This window comes from Vibrio mytili (genome assembly GCF_049563345.1).
Taxonomy (GTDB): Bacteria; Pseudomonadota; Gammaproteobacteria; order Enterobacterales; family Vibrionaceae; genus Vibrio; species Vibrio mytili.
Genome location: NZ_CP110481.1, coordinates 2226659 through 2249852 on the forward strand (window position 1 = coordinate 2226659; position 23194 = coordinate 2249852).

The following is a 23194-nucleotide window of genomic DNA, read 5'->3' on the forward strand; positions in this document are numbered from 1 at the left end:
AGGCCGATAACCATAAAATAACGACATACTCTAACAGAAATAATGCAGCAATCTGAAATACTCTCTCTCGCAAAACGACTTATTCCCGTTTATGGATCGCAAGACTTTGATTTTGTCCTAGGTCAGTTGACAGAGGAAGAAGCGCCGTCGGTAAAAATCCTAGTTAAGATTGAGCTAAACCGTCTGATGGCTCCATGCAGTAAGAGCATTGATTTAAGAGGTCGCGTTCAGGGTGAGTGCAGAAAATACATCTTAGATGACATTCCACACTGGTTAGATGATGTTGCATTTAATGCCTACCATAAGAACATCAAAAAATTTGGTGGCTATACCGAAGGCATGTGGGAAGCCTTAAACAACACTCGCAATAACTTCCGAGTCATGGGGCAAAATACGTCGCAAGACACCACCGCACCGTTAACCGATCCTAAAAGCCCTTTTCTGGCTGAGCCGATTCACTTTGGTTACGATTTAAAACGTCAAGAAAAGCGCTTAAAACTTCAGTCGCAAGTTGAAATATGCCTATCCAAAGGTCAACTATTACATGGCGTTAGCATCGATCTGTCTAATTCTGGAGCAAAATTTAAAGTACCAAGCGCCTTCAAGTACAGCCTGGGAGAAGTCATCCAAGTGACATTTACCGAGTTTTCCAGCAATTCGGAACTCCCAGGTATCGAAAAACCACTCGCCTACCGAGTGTTAGCCGTCGATGACTGTTACGAGAATGATGCCATTTTATATCTAAGAACCATTCGTGTTAGCGAAACCAATATCATCAGCCAAATCATCGATGAAGCATTGAATAACAGTACCAAACGTACACAACACGACAATCAAGACAAGATCCTTAGCGCGCGAACACACGGCTATGAGCATATCGCATTAAAGCATACCAGCACCCTGCCCTTATTCTTTGAAGGCAGTGAGCTCAAACTCGCCATGTTGACGCCCAATAACCAGCAGGTTTGGCAGTACTGGCATGATGAACGTAATCAGCAAGTGTTTGGCTCTTTATTGCATAAACAACGAATTAACTCACTGATCGCGCCAGGCGTGACGGGGACAAGCAACGTGCTCTACTCCTTTACTCATGAGCATGAGCAGAAAACCTATTTTTATTCGATGCTAAGACCCGAGGCCAGCCGTGAGCAACGCAAGTTGTTTTGGCATATTGGAGCAAAGCGTAAAAGCTGGCGAGTGTTCCGCATCTCTATTTTCGAGTTATCAGGGCAAGAAAAAGCCGACTTGGCTTCCTTCTCGTCGGAACTGGCTGAACAATCACACTCGCTTACCCACGTGGGATTTCTGCAAGAGATTGCTGATGAGCAATCTGGACAAGATTACCTCCTGTCCGAAAAGCCTCGTCTCGCCGCCAACGCGATTAACACCTTCCGTCACCCTAGAAAAATCATTGGCAACCCAAAGGGCATTTATTTTGATGCTAAATCTCGACGCAAAGAGCCGCGTTATCGCTTTAAAACCCCTTTAGAACTCAATACAGGGCAGACAAAAACTGCAGGATTTACCGCTGATATTTCTAAACATGGACTTGGTATCCGACTAGATGAACCGACTTTGCTGCGCTCCGGGCAACAGGTACAGATTCATTTTCGTGAACTACAGCTGTACGATAAAAAGCTGCCACTCTCTGCAGTACCTTATCGAGTTGTGAGAGTCAGTCCCAATGGTCGTAGCGTTCAACTGAAGATGGATGAAAGCAGTAAACTGCTGCGAGTCATCGCATTTTTCAGCAGTATTATCGAGCACAACCAAGACAAACTGATTCAACAGCAAGAAGTACTACCGAGCAACGATCTGCTAGAAAGGTTGCACAGTGTGTTGCTATCAAGAACGCTAAGTGCGCCAGTGTTTATTAGTAAAAGTGCAGGCTCTACTTCATCGTTATCAACCCCAGTAATCGGCGTGAATATGCCGTTACCCAAGTACGTTGAGTTGTTCGCCCGCTTAGGACACGATAAATCGTTTGCTCTTGAGCCTATTTTTAAAGGAAGAACAAACACGTTAATTGCCGAAGCGATCAAGCGAGTCGAAGGAGCAACCGTTAAGTATCACGATCTTTATATAAGCACGGCTAAAGTCGGCAGCAAAATTACGGCGTTTAACGCTCATTTACATCAAGACTTTGCCAATGCGAAAGAACGAATTCATTTTATTAAGCAGGCGCGAATGAAAGGGGATGTATACGTACTTCGTATCTCGACAGCACCGATTTTTGATCCGATGACTTCCCTGTTAGAAAAAGAACTCAGTGAGTTAACTCTCTTGAGTGTACACCAAGCCCGGAAACTGGAAAAAGAGCTCACCTCATTGGTCGGCTATTGTGAGCTTAAAGACATCACCGAAGAAGTGATCGTCCGGCTCGAGTTAACGGAATAATCTTAATCGTCAGCCGAAACCAAAAAACACCGCTGTAATTTGCGGTGTTTTTTGGATCTGTATTTATTGTAAAGTCCTACAAGTCGTGGAAAGCTTGAGCCAAAAAACAGGCTCAACTGTTACGGTTTCGACTTCCAACTGATTTTTTGCTGTTTAACCAGTGAACCCGATAAGATGCACAGTACCCCGCCTAAACCGGCATAGCGCACAGCGGATTGAGCTTGTGCTTCCACTTTAGGTTTCGCATGGTACGCGATACCCAATCCAGCCACCGACATCATCACTAGGTCATTGGCACCGTCACCGACAGCAACCGTATTATGTTGTTCGATTTCATATTCGTCCGCTAATTCGACCAGAATGTCAGACTTCACTTGTGCGTTTACCACATCACCCAATACTTTCCCGGTCAGTTTTCCATCAATGATTTCCAACTGATTAGAGTGAGCAAAATCTAATCCTACTTTTTCTTTAATGTAATCCGAGAAGTAGGTAAAACCACCCGAGGCGATCGCGGTTTTCCAGCCCAGTGCTTTCAGTGTGTTAATGAGAGCTTCAAAATCTTGCATGAAGGGTAGTTGACTGCGTACTTGCTCTAGAATGGCTTCATCCGCGCCTTTTAATTTGCCAACACGCTGACGAAGGCTCTGCTCAAAATCGAGTTCACCTTGCATTGCACGTTCAGTGACTTCAGCAACCTCTTCACCCACTCCCGCAAGTTTGGCGATTTCATCAATACATTCAATTTCTATTGCGGTTGAGTCCATGTCAAATACGATAAGCCCTGGTGCGGATAAATCTGGTACCTCATTCAGTGAGGCGTAATCTAAATTAAGGCTGTTTAAAATGGTTTCATGCTCTGGAGTCAGTTCCCCAGCCATTAAGGCAACTTCGTATTCCCCGACCTTCCAAGTATCCTGAACGGGGTTATAGAAACCGGTATAGAAGTCGATATCTTCAAAATGCTTTGGTGAAAGGTATTGCGCAAAAATAATCCAATTTGCTTTGGCTTTATCCAATTGAGAAGCAAACCGAGTTTCGGGAAGTCGCTTTAAAAGTGTTGTATGTTTTCTGATAGGCAAGCTTTTTGACGCGTCCATGTATATAATCCTTTATGACTTTGCTAAAACGTTACCTCAACACGCTAAAAAGGCAAGTCTTTGTTTTATTTTCAATGGATGAGTAAAGAGCATGAGTGAATCCTTGTTCTCTGTGAGAAATGCCTTAAGAATTTTAGCGCTGATATTAGTGTGCGTGATGTTATTCATGACCATTAAAAATAGCGTGGTGATCAGTAAAGGCAATGAGAAAATTCAAGCTCAACAGCTTGAAACACTCACCAAAGTTTTGATTTCTCAGGCATCGTTGTCTGCGAGCGAAATGATCTTAACCAAAGATCAAGAGCGGCTATTAAAGCTAACTAATCAGTTGGCGCAAGACCGATTAGTATTCGATGCGACGATTTATGACGCTGAAGGCATTCGTTTAGCGTCCAGCGAAGAGGCGTTATCGGTACGAGAAGTGCTAGGGTTAGATACACCACTGGCGACAGCCTCTATTGGTCGACAACAGTTAGTCGAACCAGTTTTTGCTGATGGCGCCGTGATCGGTTTTGTTCGCGTGACCTTTGAAACTGGGCGCGTGACGGCTATTTCGGACCACCATTATCGTAAAAGCGATCGCTACATGTACATGATGGTATTGATGAGCTTTGCCTGTGGCATGCTGTTTATTATGATCTTGCGCAGACAACCGATTCGGCGCAAGAAAGCAGAAAATCTGCTGCTGACGAAGTAACGCGAAAACCATCGCTCATTAAGGTTAAAGTCGTTCGTTCAAACTGTTTCATGCTATAACCAGCACACGTTAAAGTAATACGTGTTCACAATAAAACGGCCCGCAATTGCGGGCCGTTTTGATACTCTGGAGTTAATTGAGAAGAAGACTACTCTTTATCCCCTAAAAGAACAGAGTCTAACGCAATCAACATCATGTCATTAAAGGTAGTTTGACGCTCGTCAGACGTGGTTTGTTCACCGGTTTTGATGTGGTCTGAAACCGTACAAATGGTTAATGCCTTTGCACCGTATTCCGCCGCCACGCCATAAATGCCAGCCGCTTCCATTTCTACACCGACGATGCCGTATTTGTCCATCACGTCAAACATCTCAGGATCCGGCGTGTAAAACAGTTCTGCCGAGAATAGGTTACCCACTTTGACGTCGATACCGCGCGCTTTTGCCGCTTCTTCTGCGGCACGGACCATTTTATAGTCCGCGATAGCTGCAAAGTCATGATCTTTGAAACGAATGCGGTTGACTTTCGAGTCCGTACACGCGCCCATACCGATCACGACGTCGCGCACTTTAATGTCTTCGTTGACGGCACCACAACTGCCGACACGAATCACTTTCTTCACACCAAAGTCTTTGATCAGTTCAGTCACATAAATAGAGCAAGAAGGAATACCCATACCGTGCCCCATTACCGAAATCTTGCGACCTTTGTATGTACCGGTGTAACCGAACATATTACGTACGTCACACACTTGAACCACATCTTCAAGGAAGGTTTCTGCGATGTACTTTGCACGCAGTGGATCACCAGGCATTAGTACGACGTCTGCGAATGCACCCATTTCGGCGTTAATATGAGGAGTAGCCATAATGTTTTCCTTACTATTTTCTTTTATCTCTAGCACTCCACGAATAAAGCCCAGAGTTTTCTCGTTTCCGACAGCGATTTAAAGCTAAATAGAAAACTAGGAGCAAAATACGCCCCTAGTTTTGTTATTTTAATCATCTATTGATTATAGAAAATTCTTTCCGTAATCCATTGGCGAGGTCCCAAAGTGGCTCGCTAATGTTTGACCAATATCCGCGAACGTATCACGACGGCCTAAAGAACCAGCAGGTACTTTTGGTCCATAAACCAATACTGGAATGTGCTCGCGGGTGTGATCGGTACCAGGCCATGTAGGATCACAACCGTGGTCTGCGGTCAGGATCAGTACATCATCTTCTTGCATGAGTTCAAGCACTTCATTGATGCGACCATCAAAGTACTCTAGCGCAGCGGCGTATCCCGCAACGTCGCGTCGGTGACCGTAAGCAGAATCGAAGTCGACAAAGTTAGTAAAGACGATGGTGTTATCACCCGCTTCTTTAATCTGCTCAAGCGTCGCTTCAAATAGAGCTGGAATGCCAGTTGCCTTCACTTTCTTCGTGATGCCGCAGTTTGCGTAGATATCCGCAATCTTACCGATAGAAACGACATTGCCTTGTTTCTCGTCGGCAAGTTTCTGCAAAACGGTTGCTGATGGTGGTTCAACCGAGAGATCACGACGATTGCCAGTGCGCTCAAACTGACCTTTACCCGGACCAATAAATGGGCGCGCGATGACACGGCCGATGTTGTAATCTTCTAGCTCTTCACGAGCGATTTGGCAAAGTTCGAGTAAGCGATCTAGACCAAATGTCTCTTCATGACATGCGATTTGGAACACGGAGTCCGCCGAAGTATAGAAGATAGGTAAACCCGTCTTCATGTGTTCTTCACCTAAGTCGTCCAGCACCTGTGTACCTGATGCGTGGCAGTTCCCAAGGAAACCGTCCAGACCTGCACGCTCGAGAATACGGTCCGTCAACGCTTTCGGAAAGCTATTTGCTTTGTCACTAAAGTAACCCCAATCAAACAGAACTGGGACACCTGCGATTTCCCAGTGACCAGATGGAGTGTCTTTACCTGAAGAAAGCTCAGCGGCATGACCGTACGCACCAATAATTTCGGCACTGGTATCCAAACCCGGAGCAAAGCGACCTGTTGATTCTTTATGCGCCATCGCCAAACCTAATTTAGATAAGTTTGGCAGGCGAAGTGCGCCTTGGCGTTGATCGTTATCTGCTAAACCTTTTTCACACTGATCTGCAATGTGACCTAATGTATCAGAACCCACATCACCAAATTGCTCAGCGTCCGCTGTTGCACCGATACCAAACGAATCTAAAACTAAAATAAATGCTCTTTTCATTGCTGTTCCTTCGGTCCACTCCCTCATTTTAGGGGGGCAGGCCTTATGTCATAATTTATTGCTTATATCCAACCAGATCCTGAAATACGATCGATTGATTAAATGTCTTCAGCACGGATTTGGCGATAAACTTCAGGCGTTGGCGTGTATTCACCACCCACTTTAATCGCACTGCGCAGAGATTTAGCGGCTTCTTCCCACTGCTCTTCAGTGCGCGCGTGGATAACGGCAAGCGGTTTATCGCTGTTTGCCTCCTCACCAAGGCGGATGAACTCATCAAACCCTACTGCATAGTCGATTTCATCGGTAGCAACACGGCGACCACCACCCATTGCAACCACAGCCATGCCAATAGCACGCGTATCCATAGCGGAAACGATACCGGTGTCATTTGCGTATACAGGTTTGATAATGTCTGCTTTTTCTAGGTAGTTTTCGTAGTTTTCTACGAAGTCTGCAGGACCTCCTAGGCCAGCAACCATCTTACCGAAACACTCTGCAGCTTTACCGTTGTCTAGCACTTCCATCAGTTTGGCACGAGCATCTGCTGTATTTTCTGCCAGCTTGCCTAGCACCAGCATTTCTGCACAAGATGCCATCGTCACTTCGAGAAGGCGTGGGTTACGATATTCACCCGTTAGGAAACGAACCGCTTCACGAACTTCCACCGCGTTACCGGCTGAAGAGGCCAGAACTTGGTTCATGTCTGTCAGGATCGCTGTGGTTTTGGTGCCAGCGCCGTTTGCGACTGCGACGATCGATTTTGCTAGCTCTTCTGAGGCTTCGTAAGTGGGCATAAATGCGCCAGAGCCGACTTTTACGTCCATCACTAGCGATTCCAGACCCGCAGCCAATTTCTTCGATAAAATGGAGGCCGTAATCAATGAGATGTTGTCTACCGTTGCGGTAATATCGCGAGTGGCGTAAACACGCTTATCCGCTGGAGCCAGATCACCCGTTTGACCGATGATCGCCACACCGGCGTCTTTCGTTACTTGACCAAACACATCATTGCTCGGCGTAATGTTGTAGCCAGGTATGGACTCAAGCTTATCTAACGTACCACCCGTATGACCAAGACCACGACCAGATATCATTGGCACAAACCCACCGCATGCTGCCACCATTGGACCGAGCATGAGAGATGTAACGTCGCCAACGCCACCTGTTGAGTGCTTATCTACAATCGGACCACCGAAATTCATGTGGCTCCAGTCGATAACCATGCCTGAATCACGCATAGCACACGTTAGGGCGATACGTTCATCCATAGTCATTTCATTAAAGAATATAGTCATAGCAAACGCCGCGATCTGACCTTCAGATACGGTATTATTTGCTACACCTTGAATGAAGAAGTTGATTTCGTCTGCGGTAAGTACTTCACCGTCACGTTTTTTACGAATGATTTCTTGTGGTAAATACATTAGTGCCTCCCAAGCTTTTTTATAAGCTGTGGTAACAGTAGGATAAAAATAAGGACAAAGGTTGGTAGCACTATGGTTGGTGCTACCAATTCAGACGTAATATTGGAATTAGTAAGCCGTTGGGTCAGCTTTTTCGTCTGTCACTTCTAATGTATTTAGTAGATTGGTTAGCAGGCTAGATGCACCGAAACGGTAGTGACGAGCATCAACCCAGTTGTCACCTAGGATTTCGTCCGCCATTGCTAAGTATGCTGCTGCATCTTCAGCCGTGCGCACACCACCAGCTGGTTTGAAACCAACCGTTTCTGCAACACCCATGTCACGAATCACTTCAAGCATCATACGTGCGTATTCTGGCGTTGCGTTTACCGGCACTTTACCCGTTGACGTTTTGATGAAGTCAGCACCTGCTTCAATACAGATTTGAGATGCTTTCTTGATCAGTGCCTCTTCTTTTAGTTCACCGGTTTCAATGATGACTTTAAGAAGAATATCACCACATGCTGCTTTACATTGCTTAACTAGTTCAAAGCCTACTTTTTCGTCACCAGCCATCAGTGCGCGGTATGGGAAAACGACGTCAACTTCGTCAGCACCGTAAGCGACCGCCGCTTTTGTCTCTGCAACTGCGATTTCGATGTCGTCGTTACCGTGAGGAAAGTTAGTCACGGTTGCGATACGAACGTCTGGTGTACCTTGCTCTCGAAGTGTCTTCTTAGCAATAGGAATAAAGCGAGGGTAAATACAGATTGCAGCTGTGTTGCCTACCGCTGTTTTCGCGTCATGACATAGTGCGATGACTTTTTCATTCGTGTCATCGTCATTTAGCGTAGTTAGGTCCATAAGTTTAAGTGCACGTAGTGCTGCTGCTTTTAAATCGCTCATTTCTATCTCCGATCAATATTCAAAAAAATCACTACTTCGCCTCTCATTACTTCTCTAACTATAATCAACAAGTAGAAATAATGTGAATAAATGGCAAGGCAGTCTATTAATGAACGGACTTGGTTCCTTGAAGACTCGGCATAGTCAGCAAATATTCTATGCCAATTGCTATCCTTGTCACCGCACAGTACCCGTTTGGTCTATGGCACAACAATCTATGATTGCGGTCGTTTTTATATCAGCTTTGTTCGCAAAATGTCGACGAAGCTTGATATTGCAGGGCAATTCATTTGCCCATTGCGAATGTAATGTTCATTACGTAATGAATACATTATAGAGTTTCACCGCAAAACTATAGCACCAAATAGAGCGCAAACGGTTTGTATCTCAAAATTTTTAAGTATCCGCTCTTTTGGTGAAGCGCTCTTGTTAACAGAGTGATGTTAAGAAAAACCCGTTCACCGAAAGCCATCTTCATTTTAGGGTCCCCAAAACGAAAAATGCCCCGCAGCAATCTCTTGCTACAGGGCATGATGTAAAACGGCGTCTATATATTAAAAACCCGTACTAAATTACAGAGCTGCAAGGCTTAAGCAGAAGCCTGCAATTGTCGCTGCCATAAGGTTAGACAACGTACCAGCAAGTACTGCTTTCACACCCATGCGAGCGATGTCGCTACGACGGTTTGGCGCAAGGCTACCCAGACCACCTAGTAGAATCGCAATAGAAGAAAGGTTCGCGAAACCACACAGTGCGAATGAGATGATTGCGGTTGTCTTCTCAGACATCACTTCACCTGTCGCTGCAATAACTTGAGCATTGTCACCAATGTAAGGAGTGAAGTTCAAGTAAGCAACAAATTCGTTAACCACGATCTTCTGACCGATGAATGAACCAGCTGTTACCGCTTCTGCCCATGGAACACCGATTAGGAATGCTAGTGGAGAGAATGCGTAACCTAGGATTAGCTCTAGTGTTAGTTCAGGCATGCCGAACCAACCACCGATGCCACCTAGCATACCGTTGATTAGCGCGATTAGACCAACGAATGCGATTAGCATTGCACCCACGTTAAGTGCAAGTTGTAGACCAGAAGCCGCACCGCCCGCTGCTGCGTCGATGACGTTAACTGGTTTGTCGTCGCCGCCGTCCATCGCTTCTTCGATACTTTCGTGAGGCTGATCCGTCTCAGGGTGAAGGATTTTAGCGAACAGTAGACCACCTGGTGCTGCCATGAATGATGCCGCAACGAGGTACTCTAGTGGAACACCCATAGATGCGTAACCAGCTAGTACACCACCAGCAACAGAAGCTAAACCACCACACATTACCGCAAATAGCTCTGATTGAGTCATTTTTGGAACGAATGGACGAACAACTAGAGGTGCCTCTGTTTGACCTACGAAAATGTTAGCCGCTGCTGACATCGATTCCGCACGAGAAGTGCCAAGGGCTTTTTGTAGTGCACCACCAAGAATCTTGATAACCCACTGCATAACGCCAATGTAGTATAGAACTGAAATCAGAGCAGAGAAAAAGATCAGTGTAGGAAGAACACGGAATGCGAAGATGAAACCACCGCCACCGAAGACTTCGAACATCTTGTCAGAAACAAGACCACCGAACAGGAATGATGAACCATCGTTACCGTAGTTGATAACGTTAGATACACCAGAAGAGAAACCGTTTAGTAAATCACGGCCCCAAGGTACATAAAGAACAAATGCCCCTAATGCGAATTGGATAGCGAATGCACCACCCACAGTTCTTAAGTTGATAGCTTTACGGTTAGATGAAAATGCAAATGCAATAGCAAGAAGCACTACCATACCGACTAGGCTCATAAACAGGCTCATAGTTTATGACTTCCTTATAAGTTATTAATTGGCGTGTAACAAAATGGAGCTATAAAGCGGGGGCAATTATACTCATGCCACAACAATTAAAGTAATGCCACCTTCACACTTTCCTATCACATTCATGGTTCATTCACCGACTTTTGTGATAAAACTCACAACAACGAAGAGAGTAATTTCAGTTTCAAACACTATCTTTAGATTTTATTCACATATAGAGAAAGCAAAATTGCTATTTATCCATAGTTGAGAAGCAATCGATTGCTTTTTGCAGCTGCGTAATATTGCCAATTCATTTAGCACATGAATGAGTTTCTCTGGATGGTTTGGCTCCCCTTGATAGCCAAGTATAGGCATATCTGGAGCGTCAGTTTCGATGACGAGCTTGTCTATTGGTAATTTTTGAACCGCGTCGCGGGTTTTATTCGCTCGAGGGTAGGTAATTGTTCCTCCGACACCAATAAAAAAACCTAATTTGATCCATTCCATCGCTTGCTGATAGCTCCCTGAAAAAGCATGTAACACACCGCCTCTTGGCAAATGGGCTACCTTGACCAATTGAATAAGTCGGTTATGCGCTTTACGACTGTGAATAATGACAGGTAAATCAAAGCGGCGAGCGAGTTCAAACTGAATATTAAGTGCTTTTTCTTGTCGCTCTGCGGGCACATCTATCGCAAAGTCCAAACCGCACTCGCCAATGGCAACACACTGACGGTTTCTTTGCTCTAAATACTGCACTAGTTGAGGTAAAGATTGTTCAAAGTCGGGTTGCAAAAAGTAGGGGTGAAACCCCAACGCAAAATACAGGCTTGAGTATTGATGGCTTAACTCCCGGATACGAGACCAGTTTTGTGGACCAACAGAAGGGATGATTATTCTCGACACCCCCTGCTTTGCTGCTAACTGCTGCTGATGCGCAAAGTCCTTTTGAAACACATCAAAGTCAAAATGACAGTGGGTATCAAAGAGCTTCATGCTTATTCTTCAGGTCACTTGGAGAAGGTTTCGACACAGCATTCTCTCCTTCATCACCATTGATTGGATCTTTTCGGTAAGGCACGCAACTGCGCTTTTGATCTGGAGTTAGTCCCATTTCTTTACACCAGTCGTCGTAACGTTTTAACCCACGTTTAAACCAATTCATCTGCTGCCCTCTCAGTGTGATGCCAATCATTAAAAATAAAAACGCCCTTGGCTAAGTGTATAGCCAAGGGCGTTTTAAAATCCAGTCGCTAACTCATCGCTTTGGAACGTGCTCTTTCCCGAGAACGCTGATAATTAGTGTTCGCGGGTTGCTCGGAACTCAATATCCGGGAAACGCTCTTTTGCAAGGTTTAGGTTAACCATGGTAGGCGCAATGTAAGACAAATTATCCCCGCCATCCAAAGCCAGGTTTGCTTGGTTTTTACGCTGGAATTCATCCAGTTTCTTCGCATCATCACACTCAACCCAACGGGCCGTTGCAACGCTTATTCCTTCGTAAATCGCTTCTACATTGTATTCAGACTTCAAACGCGCGACAACCACATCAAACTGAAGCACACCTACCGCACCAACGATTAAGTCGTTGTTTTGTAGTGGTCGGAATACCTGTACCGCCCCTTCTTCAGAAAGCTGAACCAGACCTTTGAGCAGTTGCTTTTGCTTAAGTGGATCTTTAAGACGAATACGACGGAACAGCTCAGGAGCGAAGTTCGGAATACCAGAGAACTTTAGAGACTCACCTTGCGTGAAGGTATCGCCAATTTGAATCGTACCGTGGTTATGTAAACCGATAATGTCGCCCGCATAAGCGTGTTCTGCGCGAGAACGATCACCGGCCATAAAGGTGACTGCATCAGAGATACTCACTTGCTTGCCAAGACGAACGTGGTTCATCTTCATACCTTGCGTATAAGTCCCCGAAACAATACGCATAAATGCAATACGGTCACGGTGTTTAGGGTCCATGTTCGCTTGGATCTTAAACACGAAGCCAGAGAACTTTTCTTCTGTTGCTTCAACTTCACGCTCAACCGCTTGACGCGCTTTCGGCGCTGGCGCCCACTTTGTCAACCCATCTAACATATGGTCCACACCAAAGTTACCTAGCGCTGTACCAAAATAGACTGGCGTTAGGTCACCCGTTAAGAACATTTCCAAGTCAAACTCTGGACATGCGCCCATCACTAACTCTAGCTCTTCACGTACGCTTTCTGCGAGATCTGCCCCAACCTTTTCATCCAGTTCAGGGTTATCCAATCCCTTGATGATTCGAACTTCTTGAATCTCATGACCATGACCTGATTCATACAAGATCGTTTCGTCACGGTGAATGTGATATACACCTTTAAACTCTTTACCACAGCCGATAGGCCAAGTGATAGGTGCACACATCATGCCCAACTCATTTTCGACCTCGTCCAAGACTTCCATTGGATCACGAACGTCACGGTCAAGTTTGTTCATGAAAGTCACGATCGGTGTATCGCGCAGGCGCGTAACTTCCATCAATTTTCGAGTCCGGTCTTCGACACCTTTCGCAGCATCAATCACCATCAAGCACGAGTCTACTGCCGTCAGTGTACGATAGGTATCTTCAGAGAAATCCTCGTGTCCCGGAGTATCAAGAAGGTTAACCAAACAATCATTGTAAGGAAACTGCATCACAGAAGTTGTAACCGAGATACCACGCTCCTTCTCCATTTCCATCCAGTCAGATTTAGCGTGTTGTGATGAACCACGACCTTTCACAGAACCCGCTTTTTGAATCGCGTTTCCGAATAAAAGCACTTTTTCAGTGATGGTTGTTTTACCCGCATCCGGGTGGGAAATAATCGCGAAGGTTCTACGTTTAGACACTTCGCTTAGAAAAGGTGTATTTGACATGAAAATAGTCTTCTTTGATGTCTGAAGGAACGCTGGTAAAGCCCCCCTTCTTTTAGATTCAGTTTTGCGCGGTATTCTCGCTTATTATTGCTTAAGGAGCAACAGATCGCTGACAGGCAACTGATTGGCTTTGGCCTCACTGACTGGCTTTATGGGAGCCACTCAAACCAAGTCAATGGAAATAGCGTTCGAATGCTAGTGAAAGAACATATAACTCATGATGATCGCATCTTCTTTGCCATTCCCCGAATTCGCGGGGTAATAATTATAGCGTCGATCCAACTCATTGAAGCCCGCTTGCTCATAAATGTGCAGTGCAGACACATTACTTTCCCTTACTTCTAGCCAGGCACTTTCCGCTTTTACTTGCTGACAATGACCTAAGAAGGCATCTAACAGCTTTTGCCCATAGCCCTGCCCTTGCTTGCTCGGCTTAACAGCAATGTTTAATAAGGTCACTTCTCCGACAATATTCTGAGCATAAAAGTAGCCAATGATTTCATCGCCATCTCGCATAACATGATGACAAGCGCCACGACTGGATAAATCACGGATTAGAGACTCAGCCCATGGATGAGAGTGTGCTTGTTGCTCAATTTGCCAAATATGATCCAAGTGTTCGGCACACATGGGAATAATTTCAATCGTCATGGATTTAACCTAGAAAATGCGTTATGAATAAGAACAGATTTGCTGCCAAAGAGCACGTTTTTGTTGGTTGTTACCATCAATATTTTGCAATAAAGGCGAAATAAGTTGCTTGGCATTTCCGCATTGCATCGCTTCACACCCAGCAAACCATATCCACTCTAACTGATGCTCCCCGAGAAGTGGTAAACGTTGCGGCTCTATATGCATCGCTTGTTCGAGCGATAGTTTCATACTTTTAAGTATGTTTTCGAACAACACGACAAGCTGACCTTCTGGACACGACGGTGAGATAAGCAGCAACTTACATGTATCGGGTAAATCAATACTTTCCGCTTGATAACCGGATAGTTTTTCTGGGTGAATCAACTCCCATGTGCTGATCCCCATTTCAGATAAATACGCTTTCTCGTTAATCGACATTTTTTCATCACCTGTTTAAGCGGCGCTTATCGTATCAAATGTAAGCGTGAAATAACAAAGCCCACTATCCAAATTATGCCATTCAGATAGCGGGCTTTGTATAACGATCAGTCTGGGAACTTAAAGCTCAGCAAACTCCGGAGCATATTCAATCCGGCCAGCGCGGCCAGCGCATTGACCTTCAACAAGTTCTGCAACACGAAATGCACCAGCAGGCGCATCAAAAGCGCAGTCAAACCCCATGTCTTCGCCAGCGATAAAGCCTTGGCGCGCATAGTAATCAGGCTCACCAAGTACAACACAAACTGGATAACCAAAATCACGCAGTGACTCGAACCCTTCCTTGATAAGCTGTGCAGCAATGCCTTGACGTCGATAATCTTCATGTACTGCCAGTGGCGCAAGCCCTTGCCAAGATAAATCTTCACCATTTAAGGTCACAGGACTAAATAAAGCATGACCAATCACTTCCCCTTCATCGGTGCACGCGACCAAAGACAGAGTGAGTTTGCCGTTTTCACGTAAACGCATCACTAAGTTTGCTTCAGCATTAGTTGGAAACGCGTGTTTCAATAAGCGGTCAATGGTAAGGATGTCCGCAGGGGCTTCAGTTCGAATAAGCATTCGCTACTCCGGTGTTTTGTGCTGGCGCTTGAGCCCCTTTTTGAACAAAGTCAGCTAAGTGGTTCAGAGCCGCCTGCATTGCTTTTGGTAACTGCTCTAAGTCAACACTGTCCATTAAATTTTTCACTTCTAAACCGAGCTCGGTATCACCTTCAATTGATAAGCGACGCTGAAAAAATAAGGTATCAGGATCTTCTTTACGACCAGCAATCAGTACTAAGTCGTTTAGGTTACCACTAAAACTCACGTCTTCCAGTACAGGTTTATCAGCAACGATCAATTTTTCTTCTTGGTAACTGATATACCAAGCTAAATTCATGTCCTTGATTGCGACTTTTAACCATTTATCCTCAAGAAACTCAAAATCCCCATCCTCTAACGCTTCTTTAAAGACCATTTTTAGCCCTTCCAATAACGCTTTTCTCTGAACTACTTTTGGTAGAAACTGAACTGGCGATCGCAAAATTGAAGGTGCATTCTGTACTAGTTGACTGCGAATCTTGTTTAACACACTCATTATCCGTTACTTTGTCATCAGGCTGGTAATAATACGTAATAGTGAGCGGTTTATCCCTGTTATGTATCAATAAAGTGCTTGTTTCACGTGATAGAGATAAAAGTATGGGTATGATCTCGATTTCAACGTTAAAGTCTCACAGCTTGAGATCATATGCGTTATAACCATACACGATCTTTGGCTGGACATAGAAAGCTAAATACAATCAAGTCAAAACGTTATATTGCGGTCAACTATGGTGCGCTAACAGACAAAGTGGCATTAATCTAAGCGGATTACTTTCGTTTAAACGATGAATTAATCGTGCTTTAATATGCAGTTAAATACTTATTTTGCCTGCTCGTTATGCATAGTATGATTACAGGGATGAATATAAACAGATGAATAATCTGGCTCATTGGAGATCGGTAACCCACTAATGCCTTCCCAACAACTACAACATTGGTTTGCCAAGCTTACCTCAAATAGCCCATTCTTTTTTGCCATTCTCGATAAAGAGCACAATTATCGAATGGTGAGTGATCGCTACTGTGACATTGCAGGACTTAATCACGACGAAATGGTTGGTCTAAACGATAGCCAGGTGCTCGGGGAGCAGTTCTATAAAAAGCTTTTGCCGTATTATCAGCAAGCGTTCAAAGGGGCTCATGTTGAAGCAGAAGTCACATTAGACGAAACAGAGATAGAGACTAGCCTCCATTTTAGCTTGTCACCTGTTGTGGAACAGGATGAAATCCAATTGATTATATTTCATGCTGTCGACACGTCTGAAAAGCATATTCTCGTCCGTTCTCTCGAAGAATCAGAAAGCAAGTTCGTAAAGCTGACCCAGCTATTACCCGACGGCTTGTTGTTGGTTGAAGATGACATTATTATCTCCGCCAACCCAGCATCAGCCCGATTATTGGGCTTGCAGTCGCCCCATGAATTACTGGGTGAGGAATTTTCTCGTCTGTTCATTGATGAAAACAGTAAAAAGGCCTTCAGTCACCGATTAAGCGCGTTGATCTCTGATAAGCCATTTATATGCTTAACCAGTGCTCGTTGTGGATTTGAACGCAAAATACAATTGCATGCCGATTCGGCGAAAGCAATCGGCACCGAGTCACAAATCGTACTCATCCAAGATGCCGACGATAAACCTAAGCTATTGTCCACGACTTCAAAAGAAGATGCCCATATCGACTCATTGACCTCTCAATACAACCGCTTTGGATTTACCAAACGTCTCGAACAATTTATAAAAAAGCAAACGCCTCTACTCGTTTTCTATTTGGATATCGACAACTTCAAAAACATCAATGATTCGCTAGGTCATCACATTGGTGACAAAGTCATAAAAGAAGTGTCAATGCGACTAGAGCGCTTATTGCCAGAACAAGCCATTATTGGTCACCTAGGTAGCGATGAGTTTGGCATTATTCTTCCCGAGCCTGAACATCACCGTATCGCAGAGATCGTGTCCGACCAAATCATCACTTTGATCAATCAACCATTTGATTTACAACATTTTAGTAAACGTTTAGCTTGTTCTATCGGTAGCGTACGCTATCCAGAGGATGGTCAAGACGCACGTATATTGCTGCAAAATGCAGATACGGCGATGTATGAAGCCAAAGATCGTGGCCGCAATCGTCTGATAAAATTCAACGATCAGATGAACAAAGAAGCACGAATGCGTTTGTGGTTAGAGATAGAGTTACAAAAAGCGCTGCAAAAAAACGCGTTAGAGGTGTGGTACCAACCCAAAGTTAATGCGCGCGACTTCAGCATCAACGGCGCAGAAGCATTAGTTCGTTGGAAACATCCTGTCGAAGGCTATATCAGCCCGGGTTCGTTCATCCCAGTGGCCGAGCGTGCTGGATTGATTGAACATCTTGGGCGAGTCGTCATGCGAGAAGTTTTCAGTACCGTCAAGCGCTGGAAACAACAAGGCATACTGCCGGGACGCGTGGCGATTAACTTATCTCCGGAACAATTTGGCAACCCTCAGCTCATTGATTATATGGAAAAGTTACTGCGTTCTACTGAGCTTGATCCTAGTTGCATCACCTTTGAGCTTACTGAAAGTGCCGTCATGAGTGATAGTGAACATACTCTGCAGATGGTCAATGCCATAAAGAAACTCGGGTTTACTCTGTCTATTGATGACTTTGGCACTGGCTACTCATCACTGTCCTATTTAGCGCGTTTCCCTATTGATGAACTAAAAATAGACCGCGCTTTTATCACTGATATCGACATCTTGCCGAAACAGGTCACTGTGATTGAAAACATCATCAACTTGGGGAAATCGCTCGATTTGACAGTGGTAGCTGAAGGCGTAGAAACTCACCAACAAGCGGCTTTATTATCAAACCTTCAGTGCCATTCAATTCAGGGCTTTCATTTTTATCGACCTCAACCAAAGCACGAGATCGAAGAGTTGTTCGCACAAAATCGTCGCCATAAGAATTAATCCACCTACTCTCAAGGGGTAAATGTAGACTTTATTGAGCTAAACCTAACTTAGGTCAATTTTGCCGTTCATAATTCTTCATAAAATGCAGGCACCTTTTTATTCTCTATGATTATGTGCATATGGAACTCTTGTGTCCTGCGGGTAACTTGCCTGCGTTAAAAACCGCGATCGATTGCGGTGCAGATGCCGTTTACATCGGCTTCAAAGACGACACTAATGCTCGTCACTTCGCTGGCCTGAATTTTCACGGTAAAAAACTCGAAAAAGCCGTGCAGTATGTTCATGACCGCAACAAAAAAATCCATGTAGCACTCAACACATTTGCTCATCCAAATGGATTTGAACGTTGGACCAATGCGGTCGATAACGCTGCTGCGTTGGGGGTTGATGCGCTCATTGTGGCAGACATTGCTGTATTGGATTACGCAGCACGTAAGTATCCTGAACTGGAGCTTCACCTTTCCGTACAAGCCTCAGCAACCAACGTTGCTGCCGTGAACTTCTACAAACAGAACTTCAACGTGAAACGCGTCGTTCTACCGCGTGTTCTCTCGATCCATCAGGTCAAACAACTGTCACGGAATGTTCCTGAAGATGTTGAATTAGAGGTGTTTGCGTTCGGTAGCCTATGTATTATGTCTGAAGGACGCTGTTATTTATCCTCGTACATGACGGGGGAGTCTCCAAACACCGTCGGTGCCTGCTCACCTGCGAAGTACGTCCGCTGGCAAGAAACCGAGCAAGGCCTCGAATCTCGCCTAAATAATATTTTGATTGATAAATACAGTGCAGGGGAAAACGCGGGTTACCCTACGCTGTGCAAAGGTCGTTTTGAAGCGCAAATCGATGGTGATAAAAAGCGCTACCACGCGTTAGAAGAGCCCACCAGTTTAAACACATTGTCTATGCTTCCTGAACTTTTTGCCGCCAATGTTGCATCGGTAAAAATAGAAGGTCGCCAACGCAGCCCAGCCTATGTAGAGCAAGTTACGCGCACTTGGCGCGCCGCGATTGATCGTTACCAAGCAAATCCAGAAGTTTACCAAGTCGAAGCGGCTTGGGATGCCGCACTGGCTAACGTTTCTGAAGGTACGCAAACCACGTTGGGTGCTTATCACCGTAAATGGCAGTAGAGATTAAGATGGAAAACTCAATGAAATATGCACTTGGCCCACTGCTGTACTTCTGGCCAAAACAAGATATCGAAGCATTTTACTTACAAGCGAAAGAAAGCTCAGCAGACATCATCTACCTAGGTGAAACCGTTTGTTCAAAACGCCGTGAGATGAAACCTGCCCATTGGTTCGATATTGCCAAAGACCTGTCTGCATCCGGTAAGCAAGTCGTTCTTTCCACCATGGCGCTGTTAGAAGCACCGAGCGAAGTTAACATCATGAAGAAGTACATCGATAATGGTGACTTCGCGATTGAAGCAAATGACGTTTCTGCAGTTCAACTGGCGTCTGAACACAAAGTCCCATTTGTCGTTGGCCCAGCAATTAACACTTACAACGCGCACACTTTGAACTTATTTTTGAAACAAGGAATGACTCGTTGGTGTATGCCTGTGGAGCTATCTCGTGAATGGCTAAGTGAGACTCTGGCGCAATGTGAAGATCTAGGTATTCGCAACCAATTCGAAGTCGAAGTCTTTAGCCACGGCTATTTGCCCTTAGCCTACTCTGCTCGCTGCTTCACTGCACGCGCAGAAAATAAAGCAAAGGACGACTGCGAAACGTGCTGCATTAAGTACCCAACAGGAATACAAGTATGCAGCCAAGAGGGACAAGAAGTCTTCAACCTGAATGGCATTCAAACCCAATCGGGTTACTGCTACAACCTGATCAACGATCTGCCAAGCATGCAAGGCCTGGTTGATGTCGTTCGCTTGAGTCCTTTAGGCGTAAGTACCTTCTCGGAATTGGATCGCTTCCGATCTAACGAGCAAGGTTCAAACCCTGACAAACTAGCAAGCCGTCAATGTAACGGCTACTGGCATCAACTGGCTGGCTTAGAAGTGAAGAACATTTAACTCTTCCGACAAAACAAAAGCGAGGCCCTAGCCTCGCTTTTCTGTTTTTACTGCCAAATTAAGACGTTTGCGTACTCGGTTCTATCGGTCTCTCCACCATCAGCTTTTTGATGTCACGCCAAAGCATACTCATCACAACCAGACTTAACGCAATATTAGATAGCGGGAACGCAATCCAAATGCCTGTCACACCCAACAGTTTTGGCATGATGAACAAGAACGGCAGTTGAATAAGCATGTTCCCCACCGTCACAAACATCGCCTTACTGCCTTTGTTGACTGATTGATAGTAAGCCCCAGCGACGACCAAGAAACCATCAAGGAACAGTGCGAACATGTGGAGACGAATTCCCACCACAGTACTTTCGATAAGCTGTGGATCTGCATCGTTAAAGACGGATACAAGCTGATACGGGAAAAGATTCATCAACACCACGAACACGACACCACCTAAAACCGATGTCCCCATCGCGATTTGTAGCAACTTACGAATGTTATCCTGATTTCGTGCGCCATGGTTGTAGCTCACTAACGGCTGCATACCACTGGCAATGCCTTCCGCCACGAGATAATAGACCGTCACGATGTAACCTAAAATAGCGTAAGCGCCGATCAACAGCGGGCTGCCGTATTGAGCGAACAACGCATTGTGCAGAGCCACCATCGTCGAGCCATAAGCGTACATAAAAAAGCTGGATGTACCGATAAGCACAATTTTAGGAATAGCATCAAATTGCACGTTCAAATCTCTAACTGTCAGACGTAACTTCGCTTTAGAAGAGAAGAAGTAACCGACACCTAACACGGTGACAACCATTTGTGCCAATGCGGTCGCAATAGCCGCCCCTGTTAGCTCCCAGTTCAACCTAGCAATGAAAACATAGTCCAATACAATGTTAATGATTGCGCCTATCACCATCAGAATCGTGGCTAAGTTAGGGTTGTTGTCGTTACGAAGTAAAAATGGAACCGCAATAGAGCCAAGTGAAAAGATGCACGCAATGATGAGTATCTCGATATATTGCAAACCTAACTCGAACACTCGCCCCTGAGCACCTTGCCAGCGAACAAAGTCATCTGCAAAGAAAAACAGAACCGTTGAGACAATAGGCATCAGAGCCAACAGAAACAACAAGCCCGTCGTTAAGATCCGTTTCGCTCCTTTTTGATCTTTCTCTCCTTGCTTGATGGAAGTTAGGGCTCCCGTCCCCACGCCGACCATCATCCCTATGCCCAGAATGCTACCAATCACAGGCCAAGCGACGTTAATACCTGCTAATCCATCAGCGCCAACATAACGGCCAATAAAAATACCATCAACGACTTGATACAATCCGTTAACCAACATGGCTGCTACAGTTGGAATGGTATATTTCCAAAACTGTTTATAAATGGATTTCTGCATGATTCTCACCAATAGTTAGCAAGGCTAATTAAATAGTTAGCAAGGCTAACTAAATAGTTAAATAAATGATTTTTATAATTAGTTACTCAGCGCTTTATTGAGTAACGACTGTAATTGTTTGGATTCTTGCTCGTTTAGCTTTAGCATCATTTGATCCGAAATATCTTTATAAACAATTTGTTCTAACGACATTTTTTCAGCGACATCTTCCGTCAGCAGAACACGCTTTGCGCGAGCGTCTTCATTGCAAGTAATGCGCTTCACTAACCCTTTCTTTTCTAAACGTACCACCATGTTGGAGGCAGAAGGTTTGGTTACCTGTAACTCGTTAGCAAGATCAGTAATGCGAACGCCTTCAGGAAACACCTGAATCACGCGTAAATAATCAAACTCGTTAAAGCTAAGATGAGACAATGGATCTTCCTTCGCGTAAACACGCCAAGCTTTGGCGCAGAAACGTTCCAAATCGATCAAACTTTTTTCTAAAGCCATAAATGCTCACCATTTAGTTAGCAGAGCTAACTATTCTAAGACTAGTTCTCTCAATCATCAAGCGTAAAAAAGCCGCTAATGGAAGCGGCTTTATCATTATTGCTGTTCTTGTTGGTCAGCGTCGTTTTGCTGATCCATTCTTTCTTGCTGAAGCTGCTCATAGATCTGCGTTAGCTCTAAGAATGAGTAACGGTGTTCCACGTAATCGTACACATTAAACGATATTGCGAGTTTGTACAGTGAGATTGCACTGGCTAAGTCGCCTTCAATTTGATTGCGTTTTGCTAAATAAAAGTAAGTTTCCGTCAGGCGCTCGGCAAGACGGTAATTCTCGCGCGTGCCATCCATGATGACTTTTAACGCATTTTCATCAGACACATCGCGCAACATGATAGCAACGAGAACCCATCCCCATTCTTCACTCCGATCACGACGATATCTTTTCTCAAGATTCGCTTTCGCCTGTTCTGGGTTTTCTTCCGCTTCAATAATGTACAACCATAATGCCCGGAAAGGATCACTGGGCATCTCTTGGTAGTGTTTCGTCATGTCTTCCAGCGCCAGATCATTTCTTCCACCATAGTACAAAGCGATCGCTCGGTTGCGCTCCGCGTAGGTATTTTCTGGGGCCAATTCTATCGTTGAGTCAAAGGCTTCGTATGCGGCATCGAACTCTCCAACTTGGGTAAAATACACCCCTAATAAATTAAAGATATCCGGTTGAGCAGGATTCAATTGCAAAGATTGATTGAAGTCCAAACGAGCGAGATCTCTCAAACCAACACTGTCGTAGTAATTGCCTCTTTCATAATGCATTTTCGCGCGCACCTCATCACTAAGATCCGGGCGTTGCAACAACTGAGATAAACGTGCGATCTGCACTTCTTGCTGAATACTAGGCTGGAGTGAGACCGCCATAGGTGGGTAGATCCACTGAGGCGAAGACTGTTGAGCGGAATTTACACACCCGGTTAACGCGATCACAATAAATAGACTGGCGGTTTGAAACCATTTCACTAATTGATACTCCTGTTTGAGCCGCTCCGGGCCTGCTTCTCTTATGCACTATAGGATACTCAGCCTAAACATCTAGAAACAAACCAAAAAAAAGGGAGCAAAATGCTCC

Annotated in this window: 21 protein-coding genes; 5 read left to right on the plus strand and 16 right to left on the minus strand. The window is 44.9% G+C overall.

Features of this window, described 5'->3' with window-relative positions; translation table 11 throughout:
- The first annotated feature begins 42 nt into the window (after window positions 1-42).
- Entirely contained in the window at window positions 43-2397 is a 2355-nt protein-coding gene (locus tag ONE56_RS10210; protein WP_423839815.1) for a PilZ domain-containing protein, read from the plus strand.
- A gap of 119 nt (window positions 2398-2516) precedes the next feature.
- On the opposite strand, the gene serB is transcribed toward ONE56_RS10210, so the two are convergent.
- A complete protein-coding gene (gene serB / locus ONE56_RS10215; protein ID WP_423839816.1) occupies window positions 2517-3497 on the minus strand; it encodes a phosphoserine phosphatase in 981 nt (326 codons plus the stop codon).
- A gap of 91 nt (window positions 3498-3588) precedes the next feature.
- On the opposite strand from serB, the gene ONE56_RS10220 reads away from it, so the two are divergent.
- Window positions 3589-4194 carry a YtjB family periplasmic protein gene (locus tag ONE56_RS10220; protein ID WP_041156137.1) on the plus strand — a complete coding sequence of 202 codons (606 nt, stop codon included), beginning with the start codon at window positions 3589-3591 and terminating at the stop codon, window positions 4192-4194.
- Between the two features lie 148 nt (window positions 4195-4342).
- On the opposite strand, the gene deoD is transcribed toward ONE56_RS10220, so the two are convergent.
- From deoD to ubiT, 12 genes are all read right to left on the minus strand, one after another.
- Window positions 4343-5062 (minus strand): purine-nucleoside phosphorylase, encoded by a 720-nt coding sequence (gene deoD / locus ONE56_RS10225; protein WP_041156138.1) that lies wholly within the window; start codon window positions 5060-5062, stop codon window positions 4343-4345.
- 144 nt (window positions 5063-5206) lie between these two features.
- Entirely contained in the window at window positions 5207-6427 is a 1221-nt protein-coding gene (locus tag ONE56_RS10230) for a phosphopentomutase (protein ID WP_331437818.1), read from the minus strand.
- Between the two features lie 98 nt (window positions 6428-6525).
- A complete protein-coding gene (deoA, locus tag ONE56_RS10235; protein WP_041156140.1) occupies window positions 6526-7854 on the minus strand; it encodes a thymidine phosphorylase in 1329 nt (442 codons plus the stop codon).
- A gap of 108 nt (window positions 7855-7962) precedes the next feature.
- Window positions 7963-8739 carry a deoxyribose-phosphate aldolase gene (gene deoC, locus ONE56_RS10240; RefSeq protein WP_041156141.1) on the minus strand — a complete coding sequence of 259 codons (777 nt, stop codon included), beginning with the start codon at window positions 8737-8739 and terminating at the stop codon, window positions 7963-7965.
- A 572-nt stretch (window positions 8740-9311) separates the two neighbouring features.
- The gene (locus ONE56_RS10245; protein ID WP_041156142.1) at window positions 9312-10595 is read right to left on the minus strand and encodes a NupC/NupG family nucleoside CNT transporter; all 1284 of its coding nucleotides are present in this window, start codon (window positions 10593-10595) and stop codon (window positions 9312-9314) included.
- A gap of 204 nt (window positions 10596-10799) precedes the next feature.
- Complete coding sequence (locus tag ONE56_RS10250) at window positions 10800-11573, minus strand: TatD family hydrolase (RefSeq protein WP_331437820.1); 774 nt, start codon at window positions 11571-11573, stop codon at window positions 10800-10802.
- Entirely contained in the window at window positions 11560-11742 is a 183-nt protein-coding gene (locus ONE56_RS10255; RefSeq protein ID WP_041156159.1) for a DUF5363 family protein, read from the minus strand. Before ONE56_RS10255 ends, ONE56_RS10250 begins: the two co-directional genes overlap by 14 nt.
- 134 nt (window positions 11743-11876) lie before the next feature.
- Window positions 11877-13466, minus strand: coding sequence for a peptide chain release factor 3 (prfC, locus tag ONE56_RS10260; protein ID WP_331437821.1), 1590 nt, complete (start codon window positions 13464-13466; stop codon window positions 11877-11879).
- Window positions 13467-13661: 195 nt separating this feature from the next.
- On the minus strand, window positions 13662-14117 hold the full coding sequence (gene rimI, locus ONE56_RS10265) for a ribosomal protein S18-alanine N-acetyltransferase (RefSeq protein ID WP_041156144.1): 456 nt from the start codon (window positions 14115-14117) through the stop codon (window positions 13662-13664).
- Between the two features lie 21 nt (window positions 14118-14138).
- A complete protein-coding gene (locus ONE56_RS10270; RefSeq protein WP_041156145.1) occupies window positions 14139-14537 on the minus strand; it encodes a DNA polymerase III subunit psi in 399 nt (132 codons plus the stop codon).
- Between the two features lie 120 nt (window positions 14538-14657).
- On the minus strand, window positions 14658-15161 hold the full coding sequence (locus ONE56_RS10275) for a GNAT family N-acetyltransferase (RefSeq protein WP_041156146.1): 504 nt from the start codon (window positions 15159-15161) through the stop codon (window positions 14658-14660).
- Entirely contained in the window at window positions 15145-15672 is a 528-nt protein-coding gene (gene ubiT / locus ONE56_RS10280; protein WP_331437826.1) for a ubiquinone anaerobic biosynthesis accessory factor UbiT, read from the minus strand. Before ubiT ends, ONE56_RS10275 begins: the two co-directional genes overlap by 17 nt.
- A gap of 424 nt (window positions 15673-16096) precedes the next feature.
- On the opposite strand from ubiT, the gene ONE56_RS10285 reads away from it, so the two are divergent.
- From ONE56_RS10285 to ONE56_RS10295, 3 genes are all read left to right on the plus strand, one after another.
- Window positions 16097-18136 (plus strand): sensor domain-containing protein, encoded by a 2040-nt coding sequence (locus ONE56_RS10285; RefSeq protein ID WP_041156147.1) that lies wholly within the window; start codon window positions 16097-16099, stop codon window positions 18134-18136.
- Window positions 18137-18258: 122 nt separating this feature from the next.
- Window positions 18259-19272, plus strand: a complete 1014-nt coding sequence (gene ubiU, locus ONE56_RS10290; RefSeq protein WP_423839817.1) for a ubiquinone anaerobic biosynthesis protein UbiU — start codon at window positions 18259-18261, stop codon at window positions 19270-19272.
- 20 nt (window positions 19273-19292) lie between these two features.
- The gene (locus ONE56_RS10295) at window positions 19293-20171 is read left to right on the plus strand and encodes a U32 family peptidase (RefSeq protein WP_423839818.1); all 879 of its coding nucleotides are present in this window, start codon (window positions 19293-19295) and stop codon (window positions 20169-20171) included.
- Between the two features lie 58 nt (window positions 20172-20229).
- Here ONE56_RS10295 and vmrA read toward each other — a convergent pair whose 3' ends face one another.
- The 3 genes from vmrA to nlpI all read right to left on the minus strand — a co-directional run bounded on the left by vmrA (window position 20230) and on the right by nlpI (window position 23085).
- Window positions 20230-21576, minus strand: a complete 1347-nt coding sequence (vmrA, locus tag ONE56_RS10300; RefSeq protein ID WP_423839819.1) for a sodium-coupled multidrug efflux MATE transporter VmrA — start codon at window positions 21574-21576, stop codon at window positions 20230-20232.
- A 78-nt stretch (window positions 21577-21654) separates the two neighbouring features.
- Window positions 21655-22068, minus strand: coding sequence for a MarR family winged helix-turn-helix transcriptional regulator (locus tag ONE56_RS10305; RefSeq protein ID WP_041156150.1), 414 nt, complete (start codon window positions 22066-22068; stop codon window positions 21655-21657).
- Window positions 22069-22164: 96 nt separating this feature from the next.
- Window positions 22165-23085 carry a lipoprotein NlpI gene (gene nlpI / locus ONE56_RS10310; RefSeq protein WP_331438435.1) on the minus strand — a complete coding sequence of 307 codons (921 nt, stop codon included), beginning with the start codon at window positions 23083-23085 and terminating at the stop codon, window positions 22165-22167.
- Window positions 23086-23194: the final 109 nt, after the last annotated feature.

Excerpts from the sequence above, each read along its gene's own strand:
- vmrA (WP_423839819.1), bottom strand. The coding sequence starts at position 21,576 with ATGCAGAAATCCATTTATAAACAGTTTTGGAAATATACCATTCCAACT.
- ONE56_RS10220 (WP_041156137.1), top strand. The coding sequence starts at position 3,589 with ATGAGTGAATCCTTGTTCTCTGTGAGAAATGCCTTAAGAATTTTAGCG.
- ONE56_RS10255 (WP_041156159.1), bottom strand. The coding sequence starts at position 11,742 with ATGAATTGGTTTAAACGTGGGTTAAAACGTTACGACGACTGGTGTAAA.
- deoC (WP_041156141.1), bottom strand. The coding sequence starts at position 8,739 with ATGAGCGATTTAAAAGCAGCAGCACTACGTGCACTTAAACTTATGGAC.
- ONE56_RS10210 (WP_423839815.1), top strand. The coding sequence starts at position 43 with ATGCAGCAATCTGAAATACTCTCTCTCGCAAAACGACTTATTCCCGTT.
- rimI (WP_041156144.1), bottom strand. The coding sequence starts at position 14,117 with ATGACGATTGAAATTATTCCCATGTGTGCCGAACACTTGGATCATATT.
- ONE56_RS10305 (WP_041156150.1), bottom strand. The coding sequence starts at position 22,068 with ATGGCTTTAGAAAAAAGTTTGATCGATTTGGAACGTTTCTGCGCCAAA.
- deoA (WP_041156140.1), bottom strand. The coding sequence starts at position 7,854 with ATGTATTTACCACAAGAAATCATTCGTAAAAAACGTGACGGTGAAGTA.
- deoD (WP_041156138.1), bottom strand. The coding sequence starts at position 5,062 with ATGGCTACTCCTCATATTAACGCCGAAATGGGTGCATTCGCAGACGTC.
- serB (WP_423839816.1), bottom strand. The coding sequence starts at position 3,497 with ATGGACGCGTCAAAAAGCTTGCCTATCAGAAAACATACAACACTTTTA.
- ONE56_RS10295 (WP_423839818.1), top strand. The coding sequence starts at position 19,293 with ATGAAATATGCACTTGGCCCACTGCTGTACTTCTGGCCAAAACAAGAT.
- ONE56_RS10245 (WP_041156142.1), bottom strand. The coding sequence starts at position 10,595 with ATGAGCCTGTTTATGAGCCTAGTCGGTATGGTAGTGCTTCTTGCTATT.
- ONE56_RS10275 (WP_041156146.1), bottom strand. The coding sequence starts at position 15,161 with ATGCTTATTCGAACTGAAGCCCCTGCGGACATCCTTACCATTGACCGC.
- prfC (WP_331437821.1), bottom strand. The coding sequence starts at position 13,466 with ATGTCAAATACACCTTTTCTAAGCGAAGTGTCTAAACGTAGAACCTTC.
- ONE56_RS10230 (WP_331437818.1), bottom strand. The coding sequence starts at position 6,427 with ATGAAAAGAGCATTTATTTTAGTTTTAGATTCGTTTGGTATCGGTGCA.
- ONE56_RS10285 (WP_041156147.1), top strand. The coding sequence starts at position 16,097 with ATGCCTTCCCAACAACTACAACATTGGTTTGCCAAGCTTACCTCAAAT.
- ONE56_RS10250 (WP_331437820.1), bottom strand. The coding sequence starts at position 11,573 with ATGAAGCTCTTTGATACCCACTGTCATTTTGACTTTGATGTGTTTCAA.
- ubiU (WP_423839817.1), top strand. The coding sequence starts at position 18,259 with ATGGAACTCTTGTGTCCTGCGGGTAACTTGCCTGCGTTAAAAACCGCG.
- ONE56_RS10270 (WP_041156145.1), bottom strand. The coding sequence starts at position 14,537 with ATGTCGATTAACGAGAAAGCGTATTTATCTGAAATGGGGATCAGCACA.